This is a genomic window from Halorussus rarus, assembly GCF_003369835.1.
Lineage (GTDB): Archaea > Halobacteriota > Halobacteria > Halobacteriales > Haladaptataceae > Halorussus > Halorussus rarus.
Window position 1 is genome coordinate 284278 of record NZ_QPMJ01000004.1, and the last position, 25229, is coordinate 309506.

Here is a 25229-nt window from a genome sequence, read left to right on the forward strand (position 1 = left end):
AGGCCGTCACTCGGGTTTCAGCCCGGCGCCTTCGACGCGCATGACGGCCTCGCCGTCGGCGAGGTTCGGCGCGTCGACGAGCCGGACGACCCGCTTGTCGCCCTTCGACTGCCGGAGGTAGATGCGGAACGTCGAGGCGTGGCCCAGGATGTTGCCGCCGACGGGCTTGGTGGGGTCGCCGAAGAACGAGTCGGGGTTCGACTGGACCTGGTTAGTGACGAGCACCGCGGCGTTGTGGAGGCTGCCGAGTCGGACGAGGTCGTGGAGGTGCTTGTTGAGCTTCTGCTGGCGCTCGGCGAGCTCGCCCCGGCCGACGTACTCCGCGCGGAAGTGGGCCGTCAGCGAGTCGACGCAGACCAGCCTGACGGGCCACTCGGTGTTCTGGTTGTCCCTGATCAGTTCCTCGGCCTTCTCCGCGAGGAGCATCTGGTGGTTGGAGTTGAACGCCTTGGCGACGTGGATGCCGTCGAGGACCGATTCGACCTGGTCGTCCTCCGAGCGGACCTGGTGGAGGCCCATCGCGGCATGCTTGACCTCGTCGTCGAGCCCCCGGACCATGTCGTCGATGCGCTCCGGACGGAACGTGTCCTCGGAGTCGACGAACAGCGCGGACCCCTCGAGGCCGCCGTGTTCTCGGGGGAGCTGGACGTTGACCGCGAGCTGGTGGGTGACCTGGGACTTGCCCGTGCCGAACTGGCCGTACACCTCGGTGATCGACTGGGTCTCGACCCCGCCCCCGAGCATCCCGTCGACCGCCGGAACGTTCCACCGGAGCTTGCCGACCCGGTCGCGGTGGGCCAGTACCTCTGTCCCGGTCTCGAACCCGCCCACGTCGGCCCGCTCGCGGGCCGCGCGGATGATGTCCGCGGCGTTGGACTCGCCGACGTCGGCGGTGTTCGAGAGCTCGCCCGGGCTCGCCACCGCGACGGAGACGAACGAGTCGTACCCCGCGTCGCCGAGCTTCTCCGCGGTCGCCGGTCCGACTCCCGGGAGCGTGTCGAGTTTCTCTGTGGCTGCCATCGACCGGTGTTGGCGCCGCGAGGAGATAAGCGAGCGTATAGTGGGGAGCGAAAGTGAAGCTGAACGCGGGCCGAGGACCCCAGCGCCGACCGACGCCGGAGTCCCGCCGAGCGTCGACGGGCGCACGACGCGAGTCCGCGAACAGTTAACTCTCCGACGCGCGACGGTGTGACCATGGAAATACTACCCGAGGAGACCGAGCGATTCGTCAGCGCGATGGTGCCCGACCGCGACGACACCCTCCGGGAGATGGAGGCCCACGGCGAGGAGATCGGCTTCCCGACGGTCGGCCCCGAGGTCGGCGGCTTCCTGCGACTCGCGGCCCGGATGGTCGACGCCGACCGGATCTTCGAGTTCGGGTCGGGGTTCGGCTACTCGGCCTACTGGTTCGCCGCGGCGCTGCCCGACGACGGGGAGATCGTCCTGACCGAACACGACGCCGACGAGCTCGACCGGGCCCGGGAGTACCTCGCGCGCGGCGGCTACGACGACCTGGCGACCTTCGAGGACGGCGACGCCCTCGAAACCGTCGAGCGCTACGACGGCCCCTTCGACGTGGTACTGATCGACTGCCAGAAGCGCGCCTACCCCGACGCCTTCGACGCGGTCAGCGAGAAGGTCGCCCCGGGCGGCGTGGTCATCGCGGACAACGCGATGGTGAGCGGCGCCCAGGACTTCGATGCCATCCTGTCGATTCTGGAAGGGAACGAGTCGGGCGACGCCGACGAGGAGACCCGCGGCATCGCCGACTACCTGCTGGCGGTCCGGGACGACCCGGCGTTCGAGACGGTCGCGATTCCCCTCGGCGAGGGCATCGCGGTGAGTCACCGGACGGAAGCGTAGACCGAGACCGACGCCGCACCGGAACGAGAACCGAAATCGCCCGCTTGCGATGCGACGAGTCGCCCGGTTCGGGAGGAACGACCTATCGCGCCCCGTCGACTCCCGCTTCCGCGTCGAACTGCGCGAAGAACTCCGCCACGAACTGCCAGCGGGACTCGCCGAGGCGGCGGCCGGGCGTCGTGTGCAGCGCGTCGAGCCGCTCGCGCGTCCACTCCCGGAGGAGCCCGACGTCGGGGGCGTCCGGCGCGTCCACGCCGGCGGCTGACTCGTCGTCGATGACCGCGTAGGACTCGCCCGAACGTCCGGACCGCTCCCCGACGATGCAGGCCAGCCGGACGATGCCCCGCGCCCCGGCGGCGTCGAGCTTGTCCGCGTCGAAGAGGAACTTGGCTTCGGGAGTCTCGGGTTCCGGCGAACTCGACCGGATGCTGTGGGCCCGGATGCAGTGTTCGACGGCGTCGACCCGGTCGGTCGACACCCCTTCGGCCGCGAGGCGGTCCGCGGCCTCGCGCGCGGCCCACTCGTCGTGGTCGGCGATCTCCCCCGTCCGTTCCAGCGGGCGACCGATGTCGTGCAACCACGCCGCGGCGGCGAGCACACCTCTGTCGACGGTGCGGTCGGACTCGTCCGCAAGTCGAATCGCCACGTCGCGGACGCGTTCGGCGTGGAACGCGTCGTGGGCCGGGAGGGCGTCGTCGTAGTAGGGCAACGCGAGCCGCCGTGCGAGGGGACCTAACTCCTGAGTCACGGGTGGCGGAGACGTCGACCCCCGCAGGATTAGTGATTTCGGAACTGTCAGATGAGTGCGACCGCAGTCCGGAAAACCCCGACGTCGGTCAGTTCGTGGCGGAGCCCCGACCGTCAGGCGAGGTGGCGATAGGCCCGGAGGGTGTTGCGGCCGGCCTCGGTGAGCGAGAGGTACTTCCGGCGGCCGACCTTCGCCGTCTCGACGTACCCCTTCGATTCGAGAGGGTCGACGACGTGGCGGTCGAGCAACCGGTACAGCCCCTTCTCGGTCTCGGCCGACGACTCGGCGACGAACCGGAACTGCTCCTCCCGGGCGAACGCGACGAGTTCCTTCTTGTTCGCGCCGCGGTACCGACCCCGGGCGCCGGCGTCACCGCCTGGCTCGCCGTCAACCCCCGCCCCGTCACCCCCGGCGTCGCGCTCGCGGTCGGCGATGAACCGGAGGACGGCGACGTGCATCGCGGAGGGGCTCTCGATAGGGTAGGTCGGCAGCGAGAAGATGCGTTCGACCGCGTCGTGGAGCGGCTCCGGCGGGACTCGCTCGGCCGCCGGACCGTAGTCGGGCCGGGCGTAGACGGGCGTCGCGCCGGTCGCCATGCAGGCGATCATCCCGGCGATGGCGGTTATCTTGCTGCCGCCCGAGAGGTTGACGTACACGTCGTCGTCCCCGTGGTCGTCGATGGCGGCCGCGACCGTCCCGAGGGTGTCGTAGAGGTCGAAGATGTCGCATGCCCGCAGTTCGAGTTCGATCCGCTCGTTGGCCTCCAGCTCCGCGAGAAGTCGGTCGAGATACGGCACCGCTGCCTCGCTGTCGTCGTAAGCGACCGCGACCACCTTGTCCGCCTTCCACTCGAATATCGGCCGTCGGAGTCGCTCGTACTCGAACCCCAGCGGCACCACCTGCACGCGCTCGGCGACGGGTGGGTCCTCGTTCATGGTCCCCACTCCCGCGACATCGGTAAAAATAGTACGGGAACACCGTTACGGTCCCGACCGTGTCTCCGCCTGGACGTTTCGTCCGCATTCCGGCCGCGTCGTCGATACTCGCTCACCGGTCGCCCGAGCCCAGTTGGACGAGCAACGCGCCGGCGGCGACGGCGAGGATACCGCCGGCCTCGTGGACCCGGATCTGCTCGCCGAGGAACAGCCACCCGAGCACGGCGACCTGGACGAGCATCGTGTTGTTGATCGCGCTCGACTCCACCGCCGAGAGCGTCCGCAGCGTCCTGTTCCAGAGGGTGAACGCGCCGGCCGTGTTGACGACCGCGAGCCACGCGACGATTCCCCAGGCCCGAATCGGGAGCGCCGGAAGACCCTGCACCGCGACGCCGACCGCCAACAGCACTCCGGCCCCGATGCCCATGCTAACCGTCGTTACCGCCACCGGCGAGAGCGGCCCATCGCGGTTGACCCGGCGGCCGACGAGCGACCCGGCGGCGTTCCCGGCCAGTCCGACGCTCATCACCGCCAGCCCGAACCCGGAGCCGAGCGGGCCGGCCCACGGGCGGAAGTAGAGCCCGGCGCCGCCGAGCAGCGCCGCCAGGCCGACCCACTGGCGGCCGGTCGGTCGCTCGGCGGCCACCGAAACCCCGGCGAGCGCGACCGCGACCGGCGTGAACGTCAGCACCAGGCTCACCGTGGCCGACCGGAGGTGACCGAGCGCGACGAACTGCGCGCCCTGTGTCACCGCGTACAGCAGCAGTCCGAGCGCGACCAGCAGCGCCCACTCCGACCGGTCGGCCCGCCGGACCGCCCGGTGGTGGCCCCGGCGGACGAACGACGGCACGAGGACGACCGCGGCGAGGCCGTACCGCAGGCCCGCGAACGTCAGCGCGGGGATGTCGTCGAGGCCGACGTGGATGAGCACGTACGACGACGACCAGAGGAACGTGACGAACAGGGCTTCCAGCGCGGCGCGCGTGTGAGGAGATACCGACGGAACTGCGCGACCGACGACGTCCGACCACTCGACCATGACCGCAGGTGGCGGTCGATAGACGGTGAAGGTATTTCCGTTACTTTCGATACTGTCGTTCCCTTCGGCGGCGCTCCCTCGCCGCCCTCAACAGACGTGGCCGCCGCCGTCGACCCAGACCGTCTCGCCGGTGACGAAGGAGGCGTCGTCGCTCGCCAGGAAGAGGTACGCGCCGGCCAGTTCCGCCGGATCGGCGGCTCGGAGCGGGAGGTCGGGGGTCTCGCCCTCGGGCGCCATCGCCTCGGCCTCCTCGGCCCAGCCCTCGCGGATCTCCGTGGCGACCGGGCCGGGCGCGACCGCGTTGACCCGCACGTCCTCGGACGCGAGTTCGAGCGCGGCGCTCCGGGTGATCATCCGGACGGCGCCCTTGGTCGCGGCGTAGTGGGAGTGGTCCCACGCCGCCCTTCCCTGGGTGTCCGAGGAGGTGTTGACCACGACGCCGGGGTCGCCCCGGTCGATCATGTCGTTGGCGGCGATCTGGGTCCCGAAGAAGGTGCCGCGGGCGTTGACGGCGTGGACCTCCTCGAACTCCTCGGGCGTGACCTCGCGGAAGCGCCGCTTGGTGTAGACGCCGGCGTTGTTCACCATCACGTCGACGCCGCCGAACTCGCGGGCGGCCTCGACCACGGTGCGTATCTGGTCGGGGTCCGAGACGTCGGTCTCGACGTACTCGGCCGTCCCGCCGGCGTCGCGGATGCGCTCGTGGGTCGGCGCCGCCTCGTCGGCGGCCTTCGGTTCCTCGCGCACGTCCGCGACCAGGACGGTCGCGCCGGCGTCGCCGAACGCCAGCGCGACCGCCCGGCCGATGCCGGCGGCCGCGCCCGTGACGACGACGGTGGAGTCGGAGAAGTCGGGATTCAGCGTTGCCATTCCGTGTGGGTCAAAGCGGCGCCGGCCCGTAACGGCGTCGGCTTCCGAAACGGCCGCTCGTCGCCCGCCTCACGACATCGCCCAGTCGACGATCCAGCCCATCACGCCCATCGCGAGCATGGCGACGCCCACCGCGGACGTGGTGGGTTCGGGGAAGAAGAACAGGATAGCGCCGACGACGATGAAAGTACCGATGAGGCCCTCGTCGAGCCACGACCCGTCGTCATCGTCTGTCTCCGCGGACTCGAGATTCTCGTCACCGTACGCGTCTTGCTCGGCGTCCACGGCGTCGCCCGAGGGCCAGAGCCCCCAGCCGGACGGGTACAGCGACGAACTGCCGACGCCCGAGGGGAAGAACGTGTCGTCGGTCGTCTCGTCGGTGTACTGGTCGCGGGCGGGTTCGTCCCCGTGGAGCTCCTCGTAGCTGTCGTCGTACTCGTCGTCGGTGTACGGGTCGTTCGGCATACCGGAGAGTTCGGCTCTCACGCGGTTAGGGGCTGTGGCCACGTGACTGCCACGCTACCTTCTTCGCCCCACGGCCACCCGGTGAACCGCTCCGGTCGAACCCTGGAACACCCTATCGTTCACCCTGCCGGCTGCCGGGCTGGGGATCGACGTGGGGTTTCGCCATCAGGTCGTCGAACTGCTGGTCGTCCAGCCACTCCGCCAGCTTCGACAGCTGCTCGGTCGCGGCCTCGAACAGTCGCTCGCCCTTCTCCGGTGTGGCGTCGGTCTGGTCGCCCAGGACGCCGTTGTCGGTGTTGTCGATGGAGTCGTAGAAGTTGCGCGCGCCGTGGACGTAGGCGTCGGTGTCCCCGCCCCAGTCGACCAGCCCGCCGTCGCGGGCGTCCTCCAGCTTCTCGGTCCGGACGTTCTCGGGGTCGAGGTGCATCATCATCGCGGTCTCCTTCGGACCGCCGTGGGGGCCGTTCACCGCGAAGAGGTCGTCGACCAGGTCCGGGATGGACTCGTCCCACATCCACTCGACCGCGTAGGCCACCTCGTCCTCGCGGAGCCGTCGACCGACCTCCCGGAGGTGGGTCTGATTGCCGCCGTGGGCGTTGACGAACACGATGCGGTCGATACCGTGGTACGCGAGGTTGCGCGAGAAGCTCTCGACGTAGTCGCGGAACGCGGGCGCGTCGGCCCACATCGTGCCGTGGAACTGCTTGTGGTGGACGCTGACGCCGACGTTCACGGTCGGGGTGCAGAGGTAGCCCGTCCGGTCGGCCGCCTCGCGGGCCAGCCCCTCCGCGATCATGTGGTCGGTCGACAGCGGAAGGTGAGGTCCGTGCTGTTCGGTCGACCCCAGCGGGACGACTGCCAGCGACTCCTCGGCAACGTAGTCGCTCAACTCCGGCCAGGTCCGGTCGGCGAGGTACATACCGATAGGCCGGGGGCGAGCGAGTAAAGTCCTTTCCCGGCAAGCCCCAAGATGAACGCGCCGGAGTCCGGCCCCGCTCGAGAGTCTGCCCCGGTCGGCGCCCCGTGGTGGTTACCGGTCGGTAACCTCCTTTCACGGGGGTTAGGAAACGTATAATTCCCTGGCGACCCACGCTCGAAACACGATGTCCGACTGCCTCGACGACGACGCCCCGCCGAGCGCGAAGCTGGTCGTGAAGGTACTCGAGTACAGCGACGACCCGCTGACCCAGCAGCAGATAAGCGACCGGACCCGGCTCTCGCCACGGACCGTCCGGAGCTCCATCAAGCGCCTCAAGGACCAGAGCGTCATCGACGAGCGCGTCTACATTCCGGACGCTCGCAAGCAGCTGTACGCGCTCACCGACTCGGTCCAGGAGTGCCTCCAGGCCGGCGAGAGCGGGGCCGAGAGCGCCGAAGCGGTCTGATTCCGCGCCGACGGTCGCGGCGCTGCGGTGGAGAACGGAGAAGCGCGAAACCGGCACGCCGCGTTCCGAAGAGTCCGAAACTGCTTCCTTCCGCCCCCGAGACGTTCGGCCGTGACCGAGTACGACAAGCTGGTCCGAGACGGGATTCCCGCGGTAATCCGCGAGAGCGACGAGACGCCCGTGACCCACACCGCAGACGACGAGGAGTATCGCCGCCGGCTCCGCGAGAAGCTCTGCGAGGAGGCCGCGGAGTTCCGCGAGAGCGCCGACCCTGACGAACTCGCCGACGTGCTGGAAGTGATTGCGGCGATACGCGACGCGGAGGGTATCGACGAGACCGAACTGGATCGGCTCCGCGAGGAGAAGGCCGCCGAGCGCGGCCGGTTCGAGGAGGGTGTCGTCCTCGAGCGCGTGGAGTGACGGCGACCGGTTCGACGGACCGTGAACCCCCTCGCGGTCAGTCGTCCGTGGTCGGGTACTCGCGCGCGAGGTCCACGTCGTCCAGCGTCGGCTCGCCCGACACCTCGTGGGTCCCGACCGGCGGTCGGTTGACCTCGGCCGCGGACGACGCCTCGACGTCGGTCTCGTCGTCGATCTCGCTCATCTCGCCGTCGGCGTCCCGCGGCGGGTCAGACGAAGTCTGACTGCTTCGAGAATCGCGCCGCGATTCTCGAACGTCCTGGTCGATGCGCATCGAGCAGAACTCCGCGCCGCACATCGAGCAGAAGCGGGCCTCCTTGTAGTTGTCGCCGGGGAGCGTCTGGTCGTGGTAGGACCGTGCTCGCTCGGGGTCGAGCGCGAGCTCGAACTGCCGGCGCCAGTCGAACTCGTACCTGGCCTCCGAGAGGGCGTCGTCCCAGTCGCGCGCGCCCTCGCGGCCGGTCGCCACGTCGGCGGCGTGGGCTGCGATGCGGTAGGCCGCGAGGCCGTCGCGAACGTCCTCGGCGTCGGGGAGCCCGAGGTGCTCCTTGGGCGTGACGTAGCAGAGCATGGCGGCGCCGGCGCGGGCCGCCTCGGTCGCGCCGATGGCGCTGGTGATGTGATCGTACCCCGGCGCGACGTCCGTGACCAGCGGCCCGAGCACGTAGAACGGCGCACCGTCGCAGACCGCCTGCTGGCGCTCGACGTTGTCGGCGACCCGGTCCATCGGGACGTGGCCCGGCCCCTCGACCATCACCTGGACGCCCCGGTCCCGTGCCATCGCGGTCAGTTCCCCGAGCGTGTCGAGTTCCGCGAACTGGGCGTCGTCGCCCGCGTCCGCCAGGCAGCCAGGTCGGAGCCCGTCGCCGAGGCTGAACGTCACGTCGTACTCGGCGAAGACGTCGCAGATGTCCTCGAACTTCGCGTACAGGGGGTTCTGCATCCCGTTCTCCTCCATCCACTGTGCGAGGATGGAACCCCCGCGCGAGACGATGCCGGTCTTGCGGCCGTCGGTCAGGGGGAGGTGTTCCATCAGCACGCCCGCGTGGATAGTCATGTAGTCGACGCCCTGCTCGGCCTGCTTCTCGATGACGTCGAGCAGGAGTTCGTGGGTGATGTCCGCGACGTCGTCCACGCGCTTGACCGCCTCGTAGATGGGAACGGTGCCGACCGGGACCGGCGAGTGCTCGACGTTGGCCTCCCGGATGCGGTCCAAGTCCCCGCCGGTGCTGAGGTCCATCACGGTGTCGGCGCCGTAGTGGACCGCGGTGTGGAGTTTCCGTAGCTCCTCCTCGACGCCGCTCTCGGTCTCGCTGTTGCCGATGTTGGCGTTGACCTTGGTCGCGAACTCCCGGCCGATTATCATCGGGTCGAGCCGGCCGTGCTGGACGTTCGCGGGGATGACCGCCCGTCCCTCGGCGACCTGCTCGCGGACGAACTCGGGGTCGACGCGCTCGCGCTCGGCGACTCGCGCCATCGCGTCGGTGACCGTGCCCTCGCGGGCGCGCTGTAGCTGCGTCATGAATTACTAGGTTGTACCACTGGATAATAAAACTAGTGGTCAGTCGGTCCGCGCTATCCCAGCCGCATCGACCGGTAGTAAGCGACACCGGTGACGACGCCGACGCCGACGAGATATGCCACTGCCCAGCCCAGGGGTTCGAGCGACACGCTCGCGGAGAACCCGGCGTCGACCGCCGCCTCCGTGACGAAGCGGCCCGGGAGGCACGCGGCCAGCCAGTGAGCGTCGCTGACCATCGGGTTCTGGAAGAAGAACACGTCGACCATCGGCGCGAACAGCAGGAAGTAGACCCCGGCGAGCCGCGAGAGCGCGAGGCCGGCGAGCGCGCCGAAGAGTCCGTAGGTCAGCCCCGCGAGCACCGACGCGGCGACGAACCAGCCGAGGCGCTCGGGCACCACCTCGACCGAGAGGACGACGAGCGAGACGCCGACCGCGACCCCGGCGGCGACCGCCAGGAGGCCGACCCGCGCGAGGAGCAACTGACTCGGCCGGTAGCCCGCGACGACCAGTCGGCCGTCGGCGTCCCGGGCGTTCAGCATCAGGAACAGCCCCGCGATGCCGCCGACCAGCGCGCTCGTCAGGGGAACGAGCAGGATGCCGTACAGCTCCGCGGACTGGACCACGACCGTCTCCGCTCCTGCGGCCTCGATCGGGACCGACGACTCCGGCAGCAGGTAGACGAGCAGCCCCACGAAGTACGCCGGGAGGAAGACGAGCAGCGCGAGCAGCACCGGCGTCCGGGCGTACTCGCGCAGCCCCATCGCGAACGCCGCGGCGACCCGGCGCGCGAATCCGGTCTCGCCGGGACCGCCGGAGCCACCGTGCCCGCCGCCGCTTCCGGTCGCCTCTCGCGCATCGCGTTCGACGCGGCTCACGACAGTACACCTCCCTGGCCGGTCACGCCGACGTAGACGGCCAGCGCCGCGACGAACAGCGCGGCGAGGTACGCGGTGCCGGCCAGCGCGTCGCTCGTCGCGACCGCCCCGTCGAACACCGCCGCCCGGAACAGGTCGTGGGGGTAGTGCAGCGGGAGCAGCTTCAGCGCCGGCGAGTCGACGTCGACCAGCCCGCTGGAGAGGAAGTCGTCGAAGTCGACGAGGAAGACCAGGACCAGCGAGCCCTCGAGCGCACGCGGCAGCACCGCGCCCACGAGCATCCCGACGAGGCCGTAGAGCAGCGCCGCGAGCGTCAGTGCCCCGAACGCCGCCATCGGCGCCGCGGGCTCGACCCGCCACTGGAGGACGGCGGTCGAGACGGCCGCGACGAGCGCGGCGCCGAGCCCGACCGCCGCCAGCCGCGAGGCGAACAGTTCGGCGCGGTCGTAGCCGCAGACCCGGAGGCGCTCGTCGGCCTGGACCGCGCCGATGCTCTGGAACAATCCCAGTATCCCGGCGAGGAACGCGGCGGCGTAGACGGCGCCGTTGACCCGGCCCATCTCGGCCATCGACTCGACGGCGAGCCCGGGGAACCGGGGGAACGCCGCCATCGCGGCGCCGTACCCTTCAACCACGACCACCGGGAAGATGACGAGCAGTGCGACGTTCAGCGGGGTGCGCACGAACGCCCGGACGTGGGAGCCCACGCCGACCCGGAGGCGCCGGAGGCGGCTCTCGGCGGTCCCGCTCGTCGGCGCCCGGGCGCCGCTCGGCCCGCCGGCCTCGTTCGCTCCGCTCGCGCTCTCAGGCATCCGTCTCGGCCTCCGGCGCGGCGTCGTCGGCTCGGCCGGTCGCGTTCGCACCGCCGGCGTCGCGGCCGGCGTCCGGGTCCCGGGGGTCCTCCCCGGGCCGGTCCGCCGGGTCGGCGTCGGTCACGTCCGCGAGTCGGCCGTCGCGGAGTTCGAGGATGCGGTCGAACCGCTCGCGCTCGCTGACGAAGTGCGAGATGACCGCGATGGCGACCCCGCGGTCGGTCAGCTCCTCGGTCAGCTCCCAGAACGCGAGGTAGGTCTGCCAGTCGAACCCGGTGTACGGTTCGTCGAGGAAGAGGACGTCGGGGTCGGCCATCACCGCGACGCTCAGGTTGACCTTCTGGCGGTTGCCGCCGCTGAGCTGGTCGACCCGGTAGTCGAGGAACTCCTCGAAGCCGAGCCGCTCGGCCAGTCGGTCGCGGGCCTCGCGGATCGCGTCGTCGCTCATCCCGTAGGCGGTCCCGAACAGCCGGAACGTCTCGGCGACGGTGAGCCGGTCGTACAGCAGCGGGTCCTGGGGGCACCACCCCGCGACGCCGTCGACGACCACCTCGCCGTCGTCGGGTTCGAGCGCGCCGACGAGGAGCTTCATCAGGGTGGACTTGCCCGACCCGTTCTCCCCGACGATGCCGACGATCTCGCCCGCGCGGACGTCGAGGTCCGCCCCCCGGAGCACCTCGACGGTCCTGGCGAAGGGAAGCGGCGAGTCGTACGTCTTCGTCAAGCCGCGCCCGCGGACGACGAGACCGTCGTCGAGATTCTGTGCTTTCGTTTCGCCGTCGTCCTCGCCGGTCGCGACGTCCGCGTCGCGAAGGCCGTTCTCTATATTCACCATATACCGAATATTCCGTAGAACATGATTTATTAGTTTCGGTGCCCTACCTCCGCTCGACACCGAATGACCGACCCGAACACCGACTCCCAGCCAGACGTCGAAGCTGACTCCGCCCCCGGCGACGAGAGCGGGACCGACGAGGACGCCGTCCGGGAGGCCCGCGAGGAGGTCGTCGAGGCGCTGGCGCGGGCCGCGGACGTCTACGGCATCAAGCCGAGTTACGGCCGGCTCTACGGCCTGCTGTTCTTCGCCGAGGAACCGCTGTCGCTCGACGACCTCGTCGACAGGAGCGACTACGCCAAGTCGACGGTCAGCACCGCGATGACCGCGCTGGAGCGGTACCACTTCGTCCACCGCCGGTCGATCCCCGGCGAGGGCAAGCGGGCCTACTTCGAGGCCGAGACCGACCTCTGGCACGTCTGCCAGCAGTTCCTCACCCAGGAGGTCCGCAGCGAGATCCGCATCATGAACCGGGCGCTCGACGACGCGGCCGAGACGCTCCGGGCGGCCGACTCCGAGCGCGCCCGGCGCGACCTCGAGAAGGTCGAGAGGCTGCAGGGACTCTACGAGAAGGCCGACACGGCGGTGACCGTCCTGACGGGCTCGTCGCTCGACAGGATCGCGGGCGTGCTCCGACGGCTCCGGTCGGGCGAGTAGGTCCGGTGGCCGACCCGGGAACTGCTTCCGAACGGTCGGGGCCGCCCGACCCCAATCCCTTATATCCTCCCCCGAAAACGACCACCCAATGGCCTCCTGGAAGCGGCGGACTCTCTACTACGTCTCGACGCTCGCGGTCGTCTTCGTCGTCTACGCGCTGGTCTACGACTACGGGATGACCGTCTACGAGGGGCGGCCCCAGCCGTTCTACCACTCGCTGCAGGTCGTCGTGGAGACGTTCACGACCACGGGGTACGGCTCCGACGCGCCGTGGGCGACCCCGGAGATGAACGTGCTGGTGATGATCATGGACCTGACCGGGGTCATCCTCATCTTCATGGCGCTGCCGGTGTTCGTCGTCCCGCTGTTCGAGGACGCGCTCTCGACCACGCTCCCCACCGCGGTCGACCACATGGCGGACCACGTGGTCATCTGCACCTACTCGCCGCGGGCCGAGACGCTCATCTCCGAACTGGAGTCGTGGGACGTCGAGTACGTCATCGTCGAGCCCGACCGCGACCGGGCGATGGGCCTCTACGAGTCGGGCTACTCGGTCATCCACGGCGACCCCGAGTCTGTCGAGACCCTGGAGGCGGCGAACCTCGGCGCGGCCACCGCGCTCGTCGCCGACGCCAGCGACGAGGTCGACGTGAGCATCGTGCTGACCGCCCACGAGGCCGCCGAGGACGTCCGGGTCGTCAGCGTGGTGGAGGACCCCGACCAGCGGACCTACCACGAGCTCGCCGGCGTCGACGAGGTGCTCTCGCCCCGGCAACTGGTCGGCGAGAGCCTGGCCGACAAGGTGACCACCGCGGTCTCGACCGAGCTGGGCGACGCGGTCGAGATCGGCGCCGACTTCGAGATCGCCGAGCTCCCGGTCCAGCGCGGGAGCGAGATCGCGGACCACACGCTGGCCGAGAGCGGCATCCGCGAGCGGTCGGGGGCGAACGTCATCGGCGCGTGGGTCCGCGGCGAGTTCGAGACGCCGCCCTCCCCCGACCTCGAACTCGACGCCGGGACGGTACTGCTCGTCTCGGGCCGCCAGTCCCAGCTCGAACGGCTCAAGGAGTTCACGAGCTCGAAGGCCCACCGGCCCCGGCAGGGAACGGTGCTCGTCGTCGGCCACGGCGAGGTCGGGTCGACGGTCACCGACGCGCTCGCGTCGGCCAACATCTCCTACACGGTGGTCGACATCGAGGACAAGCCGGGCGTCGACGTGGTGGGCGACACGACCGACCCCGAGACGCTCGAGGAGGCGGGCATCGAACAGGCCCGGACCGTGGTGTTCACCATCGCCGACGACACCCTGACCGGGTTCGGGACGCTGGTCGCGCGAGACCTCAACCCCGACGTCGAGGTGCTGACCCGGGCCGAGGAGACCGGGAACGTCCAGAAGCTCTACCGCGCCGGCGCCGACTACGTCCTCGCGCTGGCGACCGTCTCGGGTCGGATGCTGGCCTCGACCATCCTGGAGCGCGAGGAGGTCATCTCGATGGACAAGCAGGTCGAGATCGTCAGGACGACCGCCGAGGGGTTCGTCGGCCAGACTCTCGCCGAGGCCGACGTCCGGGCCCGGACCGGCTGCACGGTCGTGGCCGTCGAGCGCGACGGCGACGTGTTGACCGAGGTCGGCCCGGATTTCCGGTTCCAGCGCGGCGACGCCGTCGTCGTCGCCGGCCCCGACGAGGGCGTCAACCGGTTCACGACGCTGGCGAACTGATCGCGGTACGGGAGGGATATCCCCGGCGGGTCCCGGTGACGGGTCCGGTAACGCCGGGTTTCGGTTCGGGGGTTTTTGTCGTTCGGTCCCGTACTCGGTCCACCCACAGCGGTCACGCGGGGTCGGGGGAACGATGAACGTCATCGAAGGGGCAAGAATCAGTTGGCGCAACATCCGGGAACACAAGCTTCGGTCGACGCTGACGACGCTCGGGGTCATCATCGGCGTCGCGGCGGTCATCACGTTCGTCACGCTGGGAGCCAGCCTCCAGGCGGACATCATCAGGACCGTGGCCGGCGGCAACGCCGCCACGATGTACGTGACCGCCCAGTCGCCCGGCGACGGCAGGGTGCCGTCGCTCGGGAGCGCGGGCGGGTCGGTCGTCTTCACCCAGCACGACGTCGAGCAGATACGCGAACTCGATGGGGTCGAGGTCATCGCACCGGAGAGCGGCATCGCGGCCACGTCGGTGACCCACAACAACTCGTCGGTGGGCAGACAGTGGATAACGGTGTCCTCGCCCGGCTACTTCCGGGCGCGCAACATTACGTTCCAGTCGGGACGACCGTTCCGGACGGGCCAGCGCGAGGTGGTGTTGAACCGGCCCGCGGCCCGGATGTTCGCCGACAACGTCACCGTCGGCGAGAACGTCTCGTTCACCCGGGCGGCCAACGGCGAGACGCTGAACGCCACCGTGGCCGGCATCGTCAGGCCGAAGAGCGGCGGCGACATCCTCGGCTTCAGCCAGGGCAGCGCCCAGCCCGCCATCTACGCGCCGGCCCGGCCCTACTACGAGCGGACGGTGACGAGCCCCTCGCTCCAGACCCGCCAGCTGGTCTACGGGCGGCTGCTCGTCAAGGCACAGTCGCCGAGCCGGGTCGACGCGGTCCAGGGCCGGGTGTACAACTACCTGGGCGAGCGGTCCGACGCCCGCCAGCTCAAGTCCCAGTCCTACCAGTTCGAGGTCACGACCCAGGACCAGATCGTCGGCCAGGTGAAGCAGCTGACCAGCACGTTCACCGCCTACATCTCGGGTATCGCGGTCATCTCGCTCGTCGTCGGCTCCATCGGCATCGCCAACATCATGCTGGTGAGCGTGACCGAGCGCACCCGCGAGATCGGCATCATGAAGGCGGTCGGCGCACAGAACCGCGACGTCCTCCAGCTGTTCCTCGTCGAGGCGGTGATGCTCGGCGTGCTCGGGTCCGCGCTCGGCGCGGTGGTCGGCGTCGCCGGCGGGTACGCGGGCGCGGAGGCCATCGGGCTCCCGCTGGCGTTCCAGCCCATCTGGTTCGTGGCGGCGGTCGGGGTCGGCGTCGTGGTCGGGGTGCTCGCCGGGCTCTACCCGGCCTGGGACGCCGCCCACACCGACCCCATCGACGCGCTCCGCTACGAGTGACCGGGGTCGTCGGGCGGCCCCGCGGAGCGACCGGCCGGCTCGGCCGTCTCCGTTCGCCGGGTTACGTACGAGATGGCGTCGCAAGCGCGGGGCGCGTAGACGCCGCCTGACGGAAGTTGTTAGTTATCTGAACTCTTCGTGGCGGACCGAGAACCGAGTTCCGGACGCGCCGACGAGCGGCGCGTCGTCCGTGCGAGTCGGTCCCGTGGCGCCGGACGAGACGGCCGCACGCGGCCGAATCCGGCGGTTCGTTTCGAACCGTTCTGCACGAAATCCGGCCTTGAACCCCGGCCGCTCCGGAGTAACGACGCCGGGCCGCGCGCGACCGACGTCGAGTTCCGGAATAGCCACTGGATAACAAAGGAGCCCCGTCGTGAAGCCACCGACGAGACCGAGCGCGTCCGTTTGGACGCGGAGACTCCTCCAATGACTGAACAGAACCTCGCACAGAAGACGAACGTACGTGAGCAGGGCTGGAAACGGGAGTTCGTCTGGCTCGCGCCCGCGCTCCTGGCGACGACGTTGCTGGTCTACTTCTACCTCCGCTCGCACCCCTACCCCTCGTTCGGGGCCGGGCTCTACCTCCTCATCGCCGAGCGCATCTCCGAAGTGGGCTACGCGCTGCCCGAGACGATACCCTACTACACGAGCGACGGCGTTCCGTTTGCGTACCCGCCGCTGATGTTCTACGCGGTGGCGGTCATCCGGGACCTGACCGGCGTCGACCCCATCACCATCTCGCGGTTCCTGCCCGGCATCGTGAGCATCCTCTACCTCGTGCCGATGTACCTCCTCGCGCGCGACCTGCTCGACTCCCGGCCCGAAGCGGCCCTTGCGAGCCTCGTGGTCGCCGTCAGCCCGCCCGTGCTCCAGTGGCACATCTCGGCCGGCGGCATCGTCCGGGCGCCCGCCTTCCTGTTCGCGCTGGCGGGCATCTACGCCGGCGTGCGGCTCTACCGCGACCGCGACCAGCGGTGGGTCGTCCCCTCGCTCGCGCTGTTCACGCTCACCGTCCTCACCCATCCCCTCTACACCGCCTTCTTCGCGCTGTCGTACTTCCTGCTGTTCCTCGGGTTCGACCGCACGCTGTGGGGGCTCGTCCGGGGCGCGGTCGTCGGCGTCGGCGGCATCCTGCTGGCCGCGCCGTGGTGGGCGCAGGTGATGGCCCACCACGGGGTGGACGTGTTCACCGGGGCCGCGGGCACCCACGGCGGCATCGGCGGCGGCCTCAAGACGCTCCAGGCGGTCGTCAACCTCAACATCCACGGGACGCTGGTCGAACAGATATGGGCCGTCGTGCCGCTGCTCGGCATCGCGTACCTCCTGAAGGAGAAGCGGTACTTCCTCCCGGTCTGGTTCGTCGCGGTGGTGCTCGCGTTCGGCAAGGCGCGGCTGTCGATCACCGTGGGCGCGCTCATCATCGCCGTGGTCCTGCTGGAGGCGGTCGGCCCATGGCTCAAGCGCGAGTCGCCGTTCAGCGTGGGCCGCCGGGGCGTCGTCACGGCCGCGCTCGTGTTCATCGCGACCGTCGGCCTCGCCGGCGGCGCGATGTACGCGACCGGCGCGGCCGACGCCCACGCCGGCAGCCCGTCGCTCCCCCAGTTCATCACCCACGACGACGTCCAGGCGATGGAGTGGGTCCAGGACAACACGGACCGGAGCGCCACGTTCGTCGTCCAGGGCGACGCCGCCGAGTGGTTCCCCCAGCAGACCCACCGGACGATGCTTGTCGGCCCGTGGGGCGTCGAGTGGAAGGGCCACGAGCCGTACAGCCGGCAGCTCGGGCTGTTCCAGGACATCTCCTGGTGCAACAGCGCCCACTGCATGTCGAAGACGCTGGCGGAGGAGAACGTCGAACCCGACTACATCTACCTGCCGAAGGGGGAGTTCACCGTCCGCGGGATGCAGGACCACCGCACCAGCAAGCTGGCGATGTCGATGCACCTCTCGCCGAAGTACCGGACGGTCTACGAGAACGACGGCGTCATCATCTTCGAGGTGCTGGGCGACGAGCGGGCGTCGGGCGGCCAGTCGGGAAGCGGACAGGAATCGGGCGAGCAGAGCCCGAGCAAATAGCGGTCGGCGATAGCCGACGGCGAACGCGACCGGCCGCTCAGAACAGCGGGTCGAGTTCGCCGTCGTCGTCCTCGATGAGGTCCGTCGTGTTCCGGTCGCTCTCCTCGCGGATCTCGTCGATGTTGTCCTGGGTCTCGACCGCCACGTCCTGGAGCTCATCGACCCGGGGCACCTCCGAGACGCCCGACAGCAGCACGACGCCGGCGACCCGGTCGGCGCCGTCGACCGGGTAGTCGCCGCCCCGGACCTCCATCGAGCCGGTCTGCTCCTCGAGCCACTTGCGGCCCTTCTCGACGCCCTTCCGGTTGAGGTACTCCGGCGGGCCGCTGGCGACCAGCAGCGACCGCTCGGCGCTGTCGATCTCGCAGGGCAGCGTGAGCCGACCCAGCGCGGCCTTCCGGACCAGGCTGGTGATGCGGTTGGTCGCGTGGGTCGAGTCGACCTCTCCGGTCCCGTCGCTCTTGAACCGCGAGAGCAGGCCGCCCGAGGGGTTCTCGACCGCCTCGGCCGCGTAGCCGATGGTCGAGACCCCGCCGGTGGCGAGCGTGTTGATGATCTCGCTGGAGTCGACCACGCTCTCGCCCACCTCGTCGCCCCGCGAGACCTCGCCCGCCCCGAACAGCACCCCGAACCGCTCGACGATCTCCTCGTTGATGCGGTCGTAGCCCGAGCCGACGCTCTCGCCGGCCTCGCGCCAGGCGTCGTTGTCGAACACGAGGAGGTTGTCGACCTCGCGGACGAACGTCTGGAACGATCGCGCGGCGTTCAGCGTGTAGATGCCGCCCTCGTCGCGACCCGGCAGCACGCCCAGCCCGTAGACGGGTTCGGTGTAGATGCGCTTGAGGTACTTCGCGAGCACGGGCGCGCCGCCCGACCCGGTGCCGCCGCCCATCCCCGCGACGATGAGGAACGCGTCGACGTCGTGAATAGGGACGTTGTCGACAGCTCCCTGGATCTCGTCGATGTCCTCCTCGGCGATCTCCGCGCCGAGTTCGTTGTCCGCGCCCACGCCGTGGCCCTTCACGCGGGCCTGGCCGATGAGCACCTGGTTCTCCTCGGGCACGTGGTCGAGGCCGACGAGGTCGGCCTTCGCGGTGTTGACCGCCACCGCCGACCGCACGGCCTCGCCGCCGGTCCGGCGGTCGTACTCGATGAACTTGTCGACGATCTTGCCGCCGGCCTGGCCGAAGCCGATCATCGCGAGCTTCACGCCGACCACCCCCTCGCGCCGGTCAATCGGTGCCTGTCGTCGGCGTCGGCGGCACCTGTAACTCCGAAGTCGCCCCCGTACTGGTTGTGAGACATTCCGTAACCCCCTGCGGGGTGGACCACGGGGACGGTCATAAATCCTCAGTACGGTTTTATCTTCTGAGCGAGACGTCGCCGCGTCAGGGCGCGCGTAACGCTTCGAGAACCGGTCGACAGCCGAATTCCCCCGCTTCGGCCTCGAAGGAGGAGTACCGAGCCGTTTCCAGCCATCGGGAGGCACAACTTAGGCGGGCGCAGGGTGAGCCAAAGGAGTAGTTAGAAATTCATCAAGAACGTCGGTGGAGACGGAGCCATGAAGCGCACCCTCCTCGTCCTGCTCGTCGCCCTGGGAGCGAGCGGCGCGGTGTCGACCGCGTGGGTGGCCCCGGTCTCGTCCGGGTCGACGACCGGGTCGATGACACCCGACTCCCCAGTGGCGTCGGCACCGCAAGGGACGACGACCGCACAGGAGAACGCGACCGAGTACCCGCCGGGGCTGTCGGCCGAGGGGGTGACAGACCCGCTGGCTTTCGCGGACGCCCACCGGGCGACCCTCCGGAACACCTCGTACACAGTGACCGCGACCTACACGATGCAACGCCCCAACGGGACGGTAATCACCCACACCGTGACCGCGACCCGAGTCGCGCCCGGCGGGTCGTCGTACTACGCGGTCTTGTCGGCCTCGCGGTCGAACGAGTCCCGGACGCCGGGCCTCGCCGGCTACGACATCGCGGTGTGGGCCAACGAGACGGTGGCGGTGACGGCCCGGCAGGACGGCGACGGCGACCCGACCTACCGGCGAACGACGCGCGACCGCGCGCCGTTCCAAGTAGACCGCCAGTGGGAACTGCTGTACAGCGCAGTCGGCACGACCGACACCGCGGTCGTCCAGCGGTTCGAGCGCGGCGAGACGACGCTGTTCCAGGTGGCCTCGACCGGCCGGTCCGGGTCGCCGTCGGCCCACCACCACCGCTCGCGGTACGGGTTCGTGGCCGTGGTCGACGCCGACGGCGTCGTCCGCAGCTTCCAGCAGCGCTACCGCACCACGTTCCGCGACCGGCCCGCCGTCGTCTCCCGGACCGTGCAGGTGACCGCGGTCGGCAACACCACGGTCGAGCGGCCCGACTGGTACGGACAGGCGGTGGCTAACGCGACCGAAACGACGACGGCGTGACCGCCGACGGGGGCGCCGACCTACGCGGCCGCGGAGACGTGCTCGCCGACTAACTCGACGATGGCGTCGACGTCGTACTCGTCCTCGTCCTTGTCGAACACCTGGTCGCCGTCGACGCGCACCTTGAATACGCCGCTATCGCCGGTCACCAGCGCCACCGACTCGAGTCGCTCGCCGTACTCGGAGAGCAGCGCGTGCTGGACGTCCTGTGCTCGGTCGAGCATCCCGCAGGGGACGCAGAACTCGATTTCGACTCGCGTCATGGTCGTTCGCACGTAGGGTCCGAACGTCCTTAAAGGAATGTGAGAACCCAGAACGCGGCCGGTCCACGGCCGCGCGGCTACAGCGTCACGGCCAGCCGTTTCACGCCAGGTCGGAGTCGCCGTCGAGCCGGTACACGTCGACCTCGCCGCCGGTGTCGGTGTCGCGGTCGGCAGCGGCGTCGACGGCGTCCCGGGCCAGTTCCTCGGCGTCGTCGGGGCTGATGCTGTGTTCCCGGCCGTCGAGGACGCCGAGCGCCAGTTGGGCGCCCGACCCGAAGGCGACCGCGTCGTCGCCGATGACGCCGCCGTCGCTGTCGATTCCCCGAATGCGAGGTGCGTCGTCGCCGTCACGGGCCGCGACGACGGCCTCGACGCCCTCCTCGGCCGCGATGTCGCCGGCGACGCTGGCGAGCCGGTCGATGCCCATCGGGTCGCCGTGCTCGGTCTCGTAGGACCCCACCTCGGCGTCGAGCCGTCGCCGGAACTCGTCGACGTCGCCACCGGGACCGACAGCGGCCGCGCCGACCCCGTCGAGGTCGAAGACGTGGCGCTTGGAGTCGCTCGACACGGTGCCGCCCTCGGTGAGCCGTCGGTCGCCCGCGAGCACGGCGTCGCCGTCCACCTCGATGCCCACGATGGTTGCCATGTCGGGTGAAGGGCCGCCGCCGGGAAGTGCGTTGTTGCCGAGTGCGGGACGGTGGCGGATTCGGCGCCTTGTACCCCCAGAGTTCGTCGGGAATGCGTCGCAACCGCCCACACGACTTTGCCCGTTCGCACCCAATCCGGCGGCATGGAGTACGAGACGGTCGAGGGAGAGCGGATCCCGAAGATGGGGCTCGGGACGTGGCGGATGGAGGGAGCGACCTGCCGGCGCGCGGTGCGGACCGCGCTGGACCTGGGCTACCGCCACGTCGACACCGCGCAGGCGTACGGTAACGAGCGAGCGGTCGGCCGGGCGATCGCCGAGTCGTCGGTCGACCGCGGGGACGTGTTCCTGACCACGAAGGTCTGGCCCGGCAACACCGACCGGGAGTCCGTCAGGGACTCGGTGGCGTCGAGCCTGGTGAAACTCGACACCGAGTACGTCGACCTGCTGCTCATCCACTGGCCCCATCCGCTGGCGCCCGTCGGCGAGGTGATGGCCGGCCTGAACGACTGCCGGCGAGAGGGCTTCGCGCGCCACATCGGCGTGAGCAACTTCGGCGTCGACCGGCTCCGGACCGCCCGGGCCGCCTCGGAGGCGCCGGTTTTCACCGACCAGATCCAGTTCCACCCCTACCGGCCCCAGCGGGACCTCCGGGCCTACTGCCGGGCCCACGACGTGCTGTTGACCGCGTACAGCCCGCTGGCGCACGGCGGCATCCTCCGGGACGACGTCCTCCGGGAACTCGGCGCCGCGTACGGCAAGTCGCCGGCCCAGGTCGCGCTCCGGTGGGTCGTCCAGCAGGACGGCGTCGTCGCCATCCCGAAGTCCACGAGCGAGCGACACCTCCGGGAGAACCTCGCGGTGTTCGACTTCGAGCTGACGGACGCCGAGATGGCCCGGATCGAGCGCCCCTCGCGGCTCCGGACCGGCGCGTCGTACCTCCGGGGGCGGCTCGGCGTGTGAGGTCGGGACCGGTGCGCGGAACCGGTTCGCGTCGGTCTCCGGAGACGACGGGCGTTCTCCGTGGGGCTCCGTCCGGCGTGCCACGCCGTCCCGCGACTACTTTGAGCCACCTCCCGGCGTAGCTACCGGTACGACTGTAGCGCGAACTCGACTGGTAGTCGCATCGCTCGCACTCCTGCTCGGCCTGGGTGCGCTGGCGCTCTCGCTGCGCGGGGCCTACCGCGGGCCGAACCCCGGTGCGCCTGAGCCCGACGTCGTCGACGAATCCGACATCCGACCGGCCTGAGCGGACGCGGGGAACGCTGTCGCTGGGTTTCGGAACGTCACGGGAGGGCACCTGACGGCGCCGGGACGGCGTGCGGGACCGCCGCGCGCGGGTGGAGAATCGAACGACGGGGGAGATTCGCGTTCGTGCGGTCGCGGGACTACGCGGTGATCGACGACGTCTCGTCGAGGTGGCCCGTCTCCCACTCCCGGCGAGCCTCGATCTCGCGGCTGCCGCGGTCGGTCAGCGCGTAGTAGTTGGTGCGGCGGTCGCGCTGGCCCTTCTCGACCAGCCCCTTGTCGACGAGGGTGTCGAGGTTCGGGTAGAGCCGGCCGTGGTGGATCTCCTTCTCGTAGTACGTCTCGAGCTCCTCCTTGATGGCGAGGCCGTGCGGTTCGTCCTTTCCCGCGATGACGTACAGCAGGTCCCGCTGGAAACCAGTCAGGTCGTGCATGAGTTACGGATAGTCGATAGCTCGCGTATAATTATAAGTCTGGCGGCCAGTAAAATCATCATTCGATCGGAAACGCGTCTTTTGTGCGGAGATCGCGGCCGCCGGTCCGGGCGACCGGCGACTCGCCCGACGGGACCGCGTCCCCGGACCGGGAGGGGCTTCAGGCGCCGTATAACAATGGCCGTTCGGGCGGAACTGCCGGTCACCGACCGCCGGACCCCGCGCGGGTGCCGGCCGGCTGACACCACCATGAAGTATCTGTTCTTCGCCAACACGCCGGCGCAGGTCCACCAGTACAGGCGCGCAGTCGCGCAGTTGGCCGACCGCGGCCACGAGACGCTCGTCCTCGCCCGCGACTACGGCTGCACCGAGGCGCTGCTCGACTACTACGACACCCCGTACGAGCTGTACGGCCGGTGCGACACCGAGAAGTTCTCGCTGGTCCGCGAACTGCCGAGCCACGCGGTCAACATCGTCCGGCGGGCGCTGTCGTACGACCCCGACTGCGTGTTCGGCCGTGGCGCGTACGCCGCGCTCGCGGGTACCGTGACACGGGTCCCCGTCGTGCTGGTCGACGACTCGGGCAACACCGACCTCGACCACGCGATCTCGGTCCCGCTGGCCGACGCGGTGCTGACGCCCCACACCTTCGAGAAGGACCTCGGAGAGAAACATTACGAGTTCCGGGGGTTCAAAGAATGCGCCTATCTCCACCCGGAGGAGTGGGAGCCTCAGACCGACATCCGCGAGGAGCTGGACGTCGGGCCGGACGAGGAGTTCGCCGTCGTCCGGTTGAACGCGTTCGGCTCGCACCACGACGTCGGCCAGGCCGGCTTCACCCCCGAGAAGCGCCGGGAACTGGTCGACCGGCTCGCCGAGCGCGCCACCGTCTTCGTCTCCGACGAGGGCGGCGACATGAACTTGGACGAGGCGCCGGCCCGGCCGTTCGACCTCCACCCGGCGCTGCTCCACGACGCGCTCGCCGAAGCCTCACTGCTGGTGGCCGACACACAGACGATGGTGACCGAGGCCGCACTGCTGGGGACGCCGGCGATCCGCTCGAACTCCTTCGTCGGCGACGACGACATGGGCAACTTCGTCGACCTCGAACGGGCGGGACTCATCTACAACCTCCGGGAGTTCGACGCGGTGCTCGACGCCGCGACCGACATCCTGGCCGACGACGGCGCCGACGAGCGCTGGCGCAACCTCCGCGACGACTTCATCGAGGACAAGGTGAACCTGACCGAGGTGGTCGTCGACGTCGCCGAGACGGTCGGCGCGAGCGGCGGGGACTCGTCCGGCAGCATCGGCGGGGTCTCGGGCCTCTCGCCGCGCGGGGACGGCAGGGACCGGGCGGTCGCGCTGGGGACCGAGACAGTCCGGAGCGACGGCGGCCGAGGCGGCGAGGTCGAGAGTGAGACCCGAAACGGCGGAGGGAGACGGTGAACGTCCTCAATCTCGTCTCGAACGAGGACGCCCGGTTCTTCCAGCAGCAGACGAAGGTGCTGGAGCGCCGCGGGGTGAACTGCGCGACGATGAAGCCGCCCGGCGACCACGTGGCTCGCGAGGACGTGACCGAGCGGTCGGTCGGCGACTACCTCCGGTTCGTCCCGCAGGTCATCAACGAGTCGCTGGAGGGCTACGACGCGGTCCACGCCAACTACGGGCTGACCGCGCCCGCCGCGCTCGCGCAGGTCCGGCTCCCGGTGGTACTGTCGCTGTGGGGCACCGATCTGATGGGCGAGTACGGCTGGCTCTCCAAGCAGTGCGCCCGCTACTGCGACGCCGTCATCGTGATGTCCGAGGACATGGCCGACGAGCTCGACCAGCCGTGCCACGTAATCCCCCACGGCATCGACATGGACCGGTTCGCGCCCCGGCCGAAGTCGGAAGCCCGCGCGGATCTCGGCTGGGACGACGACAAGCGCCACGTCCTGTTCCCGTACCCGCCCTCGCAGGACGTGAAGGACCACCCGCGCGCCCGGCACGTCGTCGACCGGGCGAGCGACCGGGTCGACGCCGACGTGGAGCTCCAGGTCGTCTACGGCGTCCCCCACGCCGAGGTGGCGACCTACATGAACGCGGCCGACGCGCTGGTGCTCACCTCGAAGCGCGAGGGGTCGCCCAACTCGGTCAAGGAGGCGCTCTCCTGTAACCTCCCGATCGTCTCGACCGACGTGGGCGACGTGGCCGACCGCCTCGACGGCGTCTCGCCCTCATGCGTCTCGGACGACGACGACGAGCTCGTCGCCGGCCTCGCCGACGTGCTCGAAGACCCCCGGCCCTGCGACGGCCGGGAGGCGGTCCGGGACATCGGGCTCGACCGGATGGCCGAGCGCATCGAGGGAGTCTACGACTCGGTGGTCTGACGCGGCCTGAACCTGGGGTGGAACCACCTACGCTTCTTTTCGCGGTCTCGCGGCGTGCGTAAGCGACGCCATCTCCGGCGGGTAAACACTCACTTTACCGACGTCTAGGTTCAGGGTACCGCTTCGTAACGCCGCCAATCGCCGTACGAACGACTTATACCGGGGCAAACGACCGCTATTCCGATTTAGGCGCTGGAGAACAAAGTGGCGAGAAACGGAT

The 25229-nt window shown here is 69.8% G+C and carries 26 protein-coding genes; 11 read left to right on the forward strand and 15 right to left on the reverse strand.

Translation table 11 applies throughout. The features are described from left to right. Positions 1-6: 6 nt before the first annotated feature. Entirely contained in the window at positions 7-1020 is a 1014-nt protein-coding gene (radA, locus tag DVR07_RS19995) for a DNA repair and recombination protein RadA (RefSeq protein WP_115799081.1), read from the reverse strand. A 174-nt stretch (positions 1021-1194) separates the two neighbouring features. On the opposite strand from radA, the gene DVR07_RS20000 reads away from it, so the two are divergent. Then, entirely contained in the window at positions 1195-1863 is a 669-nt protein-coding gene (locus DVR07_RS20000; RefSeq protein ID WP_115799082.1) for an O-methyltransferase, read from the forward strand. Positions 1864-1945: 82 nt separating this feature from the next. On the opposite strand, the gene DVR07_RS20005 is transcribed toward DVR07_RS20000, so the two are convergent. The 6 genes from DVR07_RS20005 to DVR07_RS20030 all read right to left on the reverse strand — a co-directional run bounded on the left by DVR07_RS20005 (position 1946) and on the right by DVR07_RS20030 (position 6839). After that, positions 1946-2611 (reverse strand): HD domain-containing protein, encoded by a 666-nt coding sequence (locus DVR07_RS20005; RefSeq protein ID WP_115799083.1) that lies wholly within the window; start codon positions 2609-2611, stop codon positions 1946-1948. Between the two features lie 113 nt (positions 2612-2724). Continuing rightward, positions 2725-3546, reverse strand: coding sequence for an HFX_2341 family transcriptional regulator domain-containing protein (locus DVR07_RS20010; protein WP_115799084.1), 822 nt, complete (start codon positions 3544-3546; stop codon positions 2725-2727). A 112-nt stretch (positions 3547-3658) separates the two neighbouring features. Further along, complete coding sequence (locus tag DVR07_RS20015; protein WP_115799085.1) at positions 3659-4585, reverse strand: DMT family transporter; 927 nt, start codon at positions 4583-4585, stop codon at positions 3659-3661. Between the two features lie 87 nt (positions 4586-4672). Continuing rightward, positions 4673-5455 carry an SDR family NAD(P)-dependent oxidoreductase gene (locus tag DVR07_RS20020; protein ID WP_115799086.1) on the reverse strand — a complete coding sequence of 261 codons (783 nt, stop codon included), beginning with the start codon at positions 5453-5455 and terminating at the stop codon, positions 4673-4675. Positions 5456-5524: 69 nt separating this feature from the next. Further along, positions 5525-5920, reverse strand: a complete 396-nt coding sequence (locus tag DVR07_RS20025) for a DUF308 domain-containing protein (RefSeq protein WP_115799087.1) — start codon at positions 5918-5920, stop codon at positions 5525-5527. 112 nt (positions 5921-6032) lie between these two features. Beyond that, the gene (locus DVR07_RS20030; RefSeq protein WP_115799088.1) at positions 6033-6839 is read right to left on the reverse strand and encodes a creatininase family protein; all 807 of its coding nucleotides are present in this window, start codon (positions 6837-6839) and stop codon (positions 6033-6035) included. Between the two features lie 184 nt (positions 6840-7023). On the opposite strand from DVR07_RS20030, the gene DVR07_RS20035 reads away from it, so the two are divergent. Both DVR07_RS20035 and DVR07_RS20040 read left to right on the forward strand, forming a co-directional pair. Continuing rightward, complete coding sequence (locus DVR07_RS20035; RefSeq protein WP_115799089.1) at positions 7024-7305, forward strand: winged helix-turn-helix transcriptional regulator; 282 nt, start codon at positions 7024-7026, stop codon at positions 7303-7305. 111 nt (positions 7306-7416) lie between these two features. Beyond that, positions 7417-7725 carry a nucleoside triphosphate pyrophosphohydrolase gene (locus DVR07_RS20040; protein ID WP_115799090.1) on the forward strand — a complete coding sequence of 103 codons (309 nt, stop codon included), beginning with the start codon at positions 7417-7419 and terminating at the stop codon, positions 7723-7725. A gap of 37 nt (positions 7726-7762) precedes the next feature. Here the strand turns inward: DVR07_RS20040 and thiC are convergent, their stop codons facing one another. The 4 genes from thiC to DVR07_RS20060 are packed head-to-tail and all read right to left on the reverse strand — an operon-like array spanning position 7763 to position 11769. Next, positions 7763-9247: a phosphomethylpyrimidine synthase ThiC gene (thiC, locus tag DVR07_RS20045; RefSeq protein ID WP_115799091.1), complete on the reverse strand. Its 1485-nt coding sequence runs from the start codon at positions 9245-9247 to the stop codon at positions 7763-7765. A gap of 53 nt (positions 9248-9300) precedes the next feature. Continuing rightward, a complete protein-coding gene (locus tag DVR07_RS20050; protein ID WP_115799092.1) occupies positions 9301-10122 on the reverse strand; it encodes an ABC transporter permease in 822 nt (273 codons plus the stop codon). Then, the gene (locus DVR07_RS20055) at positions 10119-10934 is read right to left on the reverse strand and encodes a hypothetical protein (RefSeq protein WP_115799093.1); all 816 of its coding nucleotides are present in this window, start codon (positions 10932-10934) and stop codon (positions 10119-10121) included. Before DVR07_RS20055 ends, DVR07_RS20050 begins: the two co-directional genes overlap by 4 nt. Further along, complete coding sequence (locus DVR07_RS20060; RefSeq protein WP_115799094.1) at positions 10927-11769, reverse strand: ABC transporter ATP-binding protein; 843 nt, start codon at positions 11767-11769, stop codon at positions 10927-10929. Before DVR07_RS20060 ends, DVR07_RS20055 begins: the two co-directional genes overlap by 8 nt. Before the next feature lie 63 nt (positions 11770-11832). Here DVR07_RS20060 and DVR07_RS20065 point away from each other — a divergent pair, with 63 nt between their 5' ends. From DVR07_RS20065 to DVR07_RS20080, 4 genes are all read left to right on the forward strand, one after another. Next, positions 11833-12426 carry a GbsR/MarR family transcriptional regulator gene (locus DVR07_RS20065; protein WP_205254579.1) on the forward strand — a complete coding sequence of 198 codons (594 nt, stop codon included), beginning with the start codon at positions 11833-11835 and terminating at the stop codon, positions 12424-12426. An 88-nt stretch (positions 12427-12514) separates the two neighbouring features. Next, a complete protein-coding gene (locus DVR07_RS20070) occupies positions 12515-14146 on the forward strand; it encodes a potassium channel family protein (protein WP_115799095.1) in 1632 nt (543 codons plus the stop codon). Between the two features lie 133 nt (positions 14147-14279). Further along, the gene (locus tag DVR07_RS20075; protein WP_115799096.1) at positions 14280-15545 is read left to right on the forward strand and encodes an ABC transporter permease; all 1266 of its coding nucleotides are present in this window, start codon (positions 14280-14282) and stop codon (positions 15543-15545) included. Positions 15546-15971: 426 nt separating this feature from the next. Beyond that, positions 15972-17621, forward strand: a complete 1650-nt coding sequence (locus tag DVR07_RS20080; RefSeq protein WP_115799097.1) for an ArnT family glycosyltransferase — start codon at positions 15972-15974, stop codon at positions 17619-17621. Between the two features lie 37 nt (positions 17622-17658). On the opposite strand, the gene DVR07_RS20085 is transcribed toward DVR07_RS20080, so the two are convergent. Further along, complete coding sequence (locus DVR07_RS20085) at positions 17659-18831, reverse strand: tubulin/FtsZ family protein (protein WP_205411006.1); 1173 nt, start codon at positions 18829-18831, stop codon at positions 17659-17661. A gap of 351 nt (positions 18832-19182) precedes the next feature. On the opposite strand from DVR07_RS20085, the gene DVR07_RS20090 reads away from it, so the two are divergent. Then, entirely contained in the window at positions 19183-20046 is an 864-nt protein-coding gene (locus DVR07_RS20090; protein WP_115799098.1) for a hypothetical protein, read from the forward strand. 20 nt (positions 20047-20066) lie between these two features. Here DVR07_RS20090 and DVR07_RS20095 read toward each other — a convergent pair whose 3' ends face one another. Together DVR07_RS20095 and DVR07_RS20100 are read right to left on the reverse strand one after the other, a co-directional pair. After that, positions 20067-20309: a SelT/SelW/SelH family protein gene (locus tag DVR07_RS20095; protein ID WP_115799099.1), complete on the reverse strand. Its 243-nt coding sequence runs from the start codon at positions 20307-20309 to the stop codon at positions 20067-20069. Positions 20310-20409: 100 nt separating this feature from the next. Then, positions 20410-20955, reverse strand: coding sequence for a 20S proteasome subunit A/B (locus DVR07_RS20100; protein ID WP_115799100.1), 546 nt, complete (start codon positions 20953-20955; stop codon positions 20410-20412). A 144-nt stretch (positions 20956-21099) separates the two neighbouring features. Here DVR07_RS20100 and DVR07_RS20105 point away from each other — a divergent pair, with 144 nt between their 5' ends. Next, positions 21100-21918, forward strand: coding sequence for an aldo/keto reductase (locus DVR07_RS20105; protein ID WP_115799101.1), 819 nt, complete (start codon positions 21100-21102; stop codon positions 21916-21918). Between the two features lie 425 nt (positions 21919-22343). Here DVR07_RS20105 and DVR07_RS20110 read toward each other — a convergent pair whose 3' ends face one another. After that, positions 22344-22637, reverse strand: coding sequence for a PadR family transcriptional regulator (locus DVR07_RS20110; protein ID WP_115799102.1), 294 nt, complete (start codon positions 22635-22637; stop codon positions 22344-22346). Positions 22638-22886: 249 nt separating this feature from the next. Here DVR07_RS20110 and DVR07_RS20115 point away from each other — a divergent pair, with 249 nt between their 5' ends. Together DVR07_RS20115 and DVR07_RS20120 are read left to right on the forward strand one after the other, a co-directional pair. Beyond that, complete coding sequence (locus DVR07_RS20115) at positions 22887-24086, forward strand: DUF354 domain-containing protein (protein WP_115799192.1); 1200 nt, start codon at positions 22887-22889, stop codon at positions 24084-24086. Beyond that, positions 24083-25009, forward strand: coding sequence for a glycosyltransferase family 4 protein (locus DVR07_RS20120; RefSeq protein ID WP_240318910.1), 927 nt, complete (start codon positions 24083-24085; stop codon positions 25007-25009). The genes DVR07_RS20115 and DVR07_RS20120 overlap by 4 nt, the downstream gene beginning before the upstream one ends. Positions 25010-25229 lie beyond the last annotated feature (220 nt).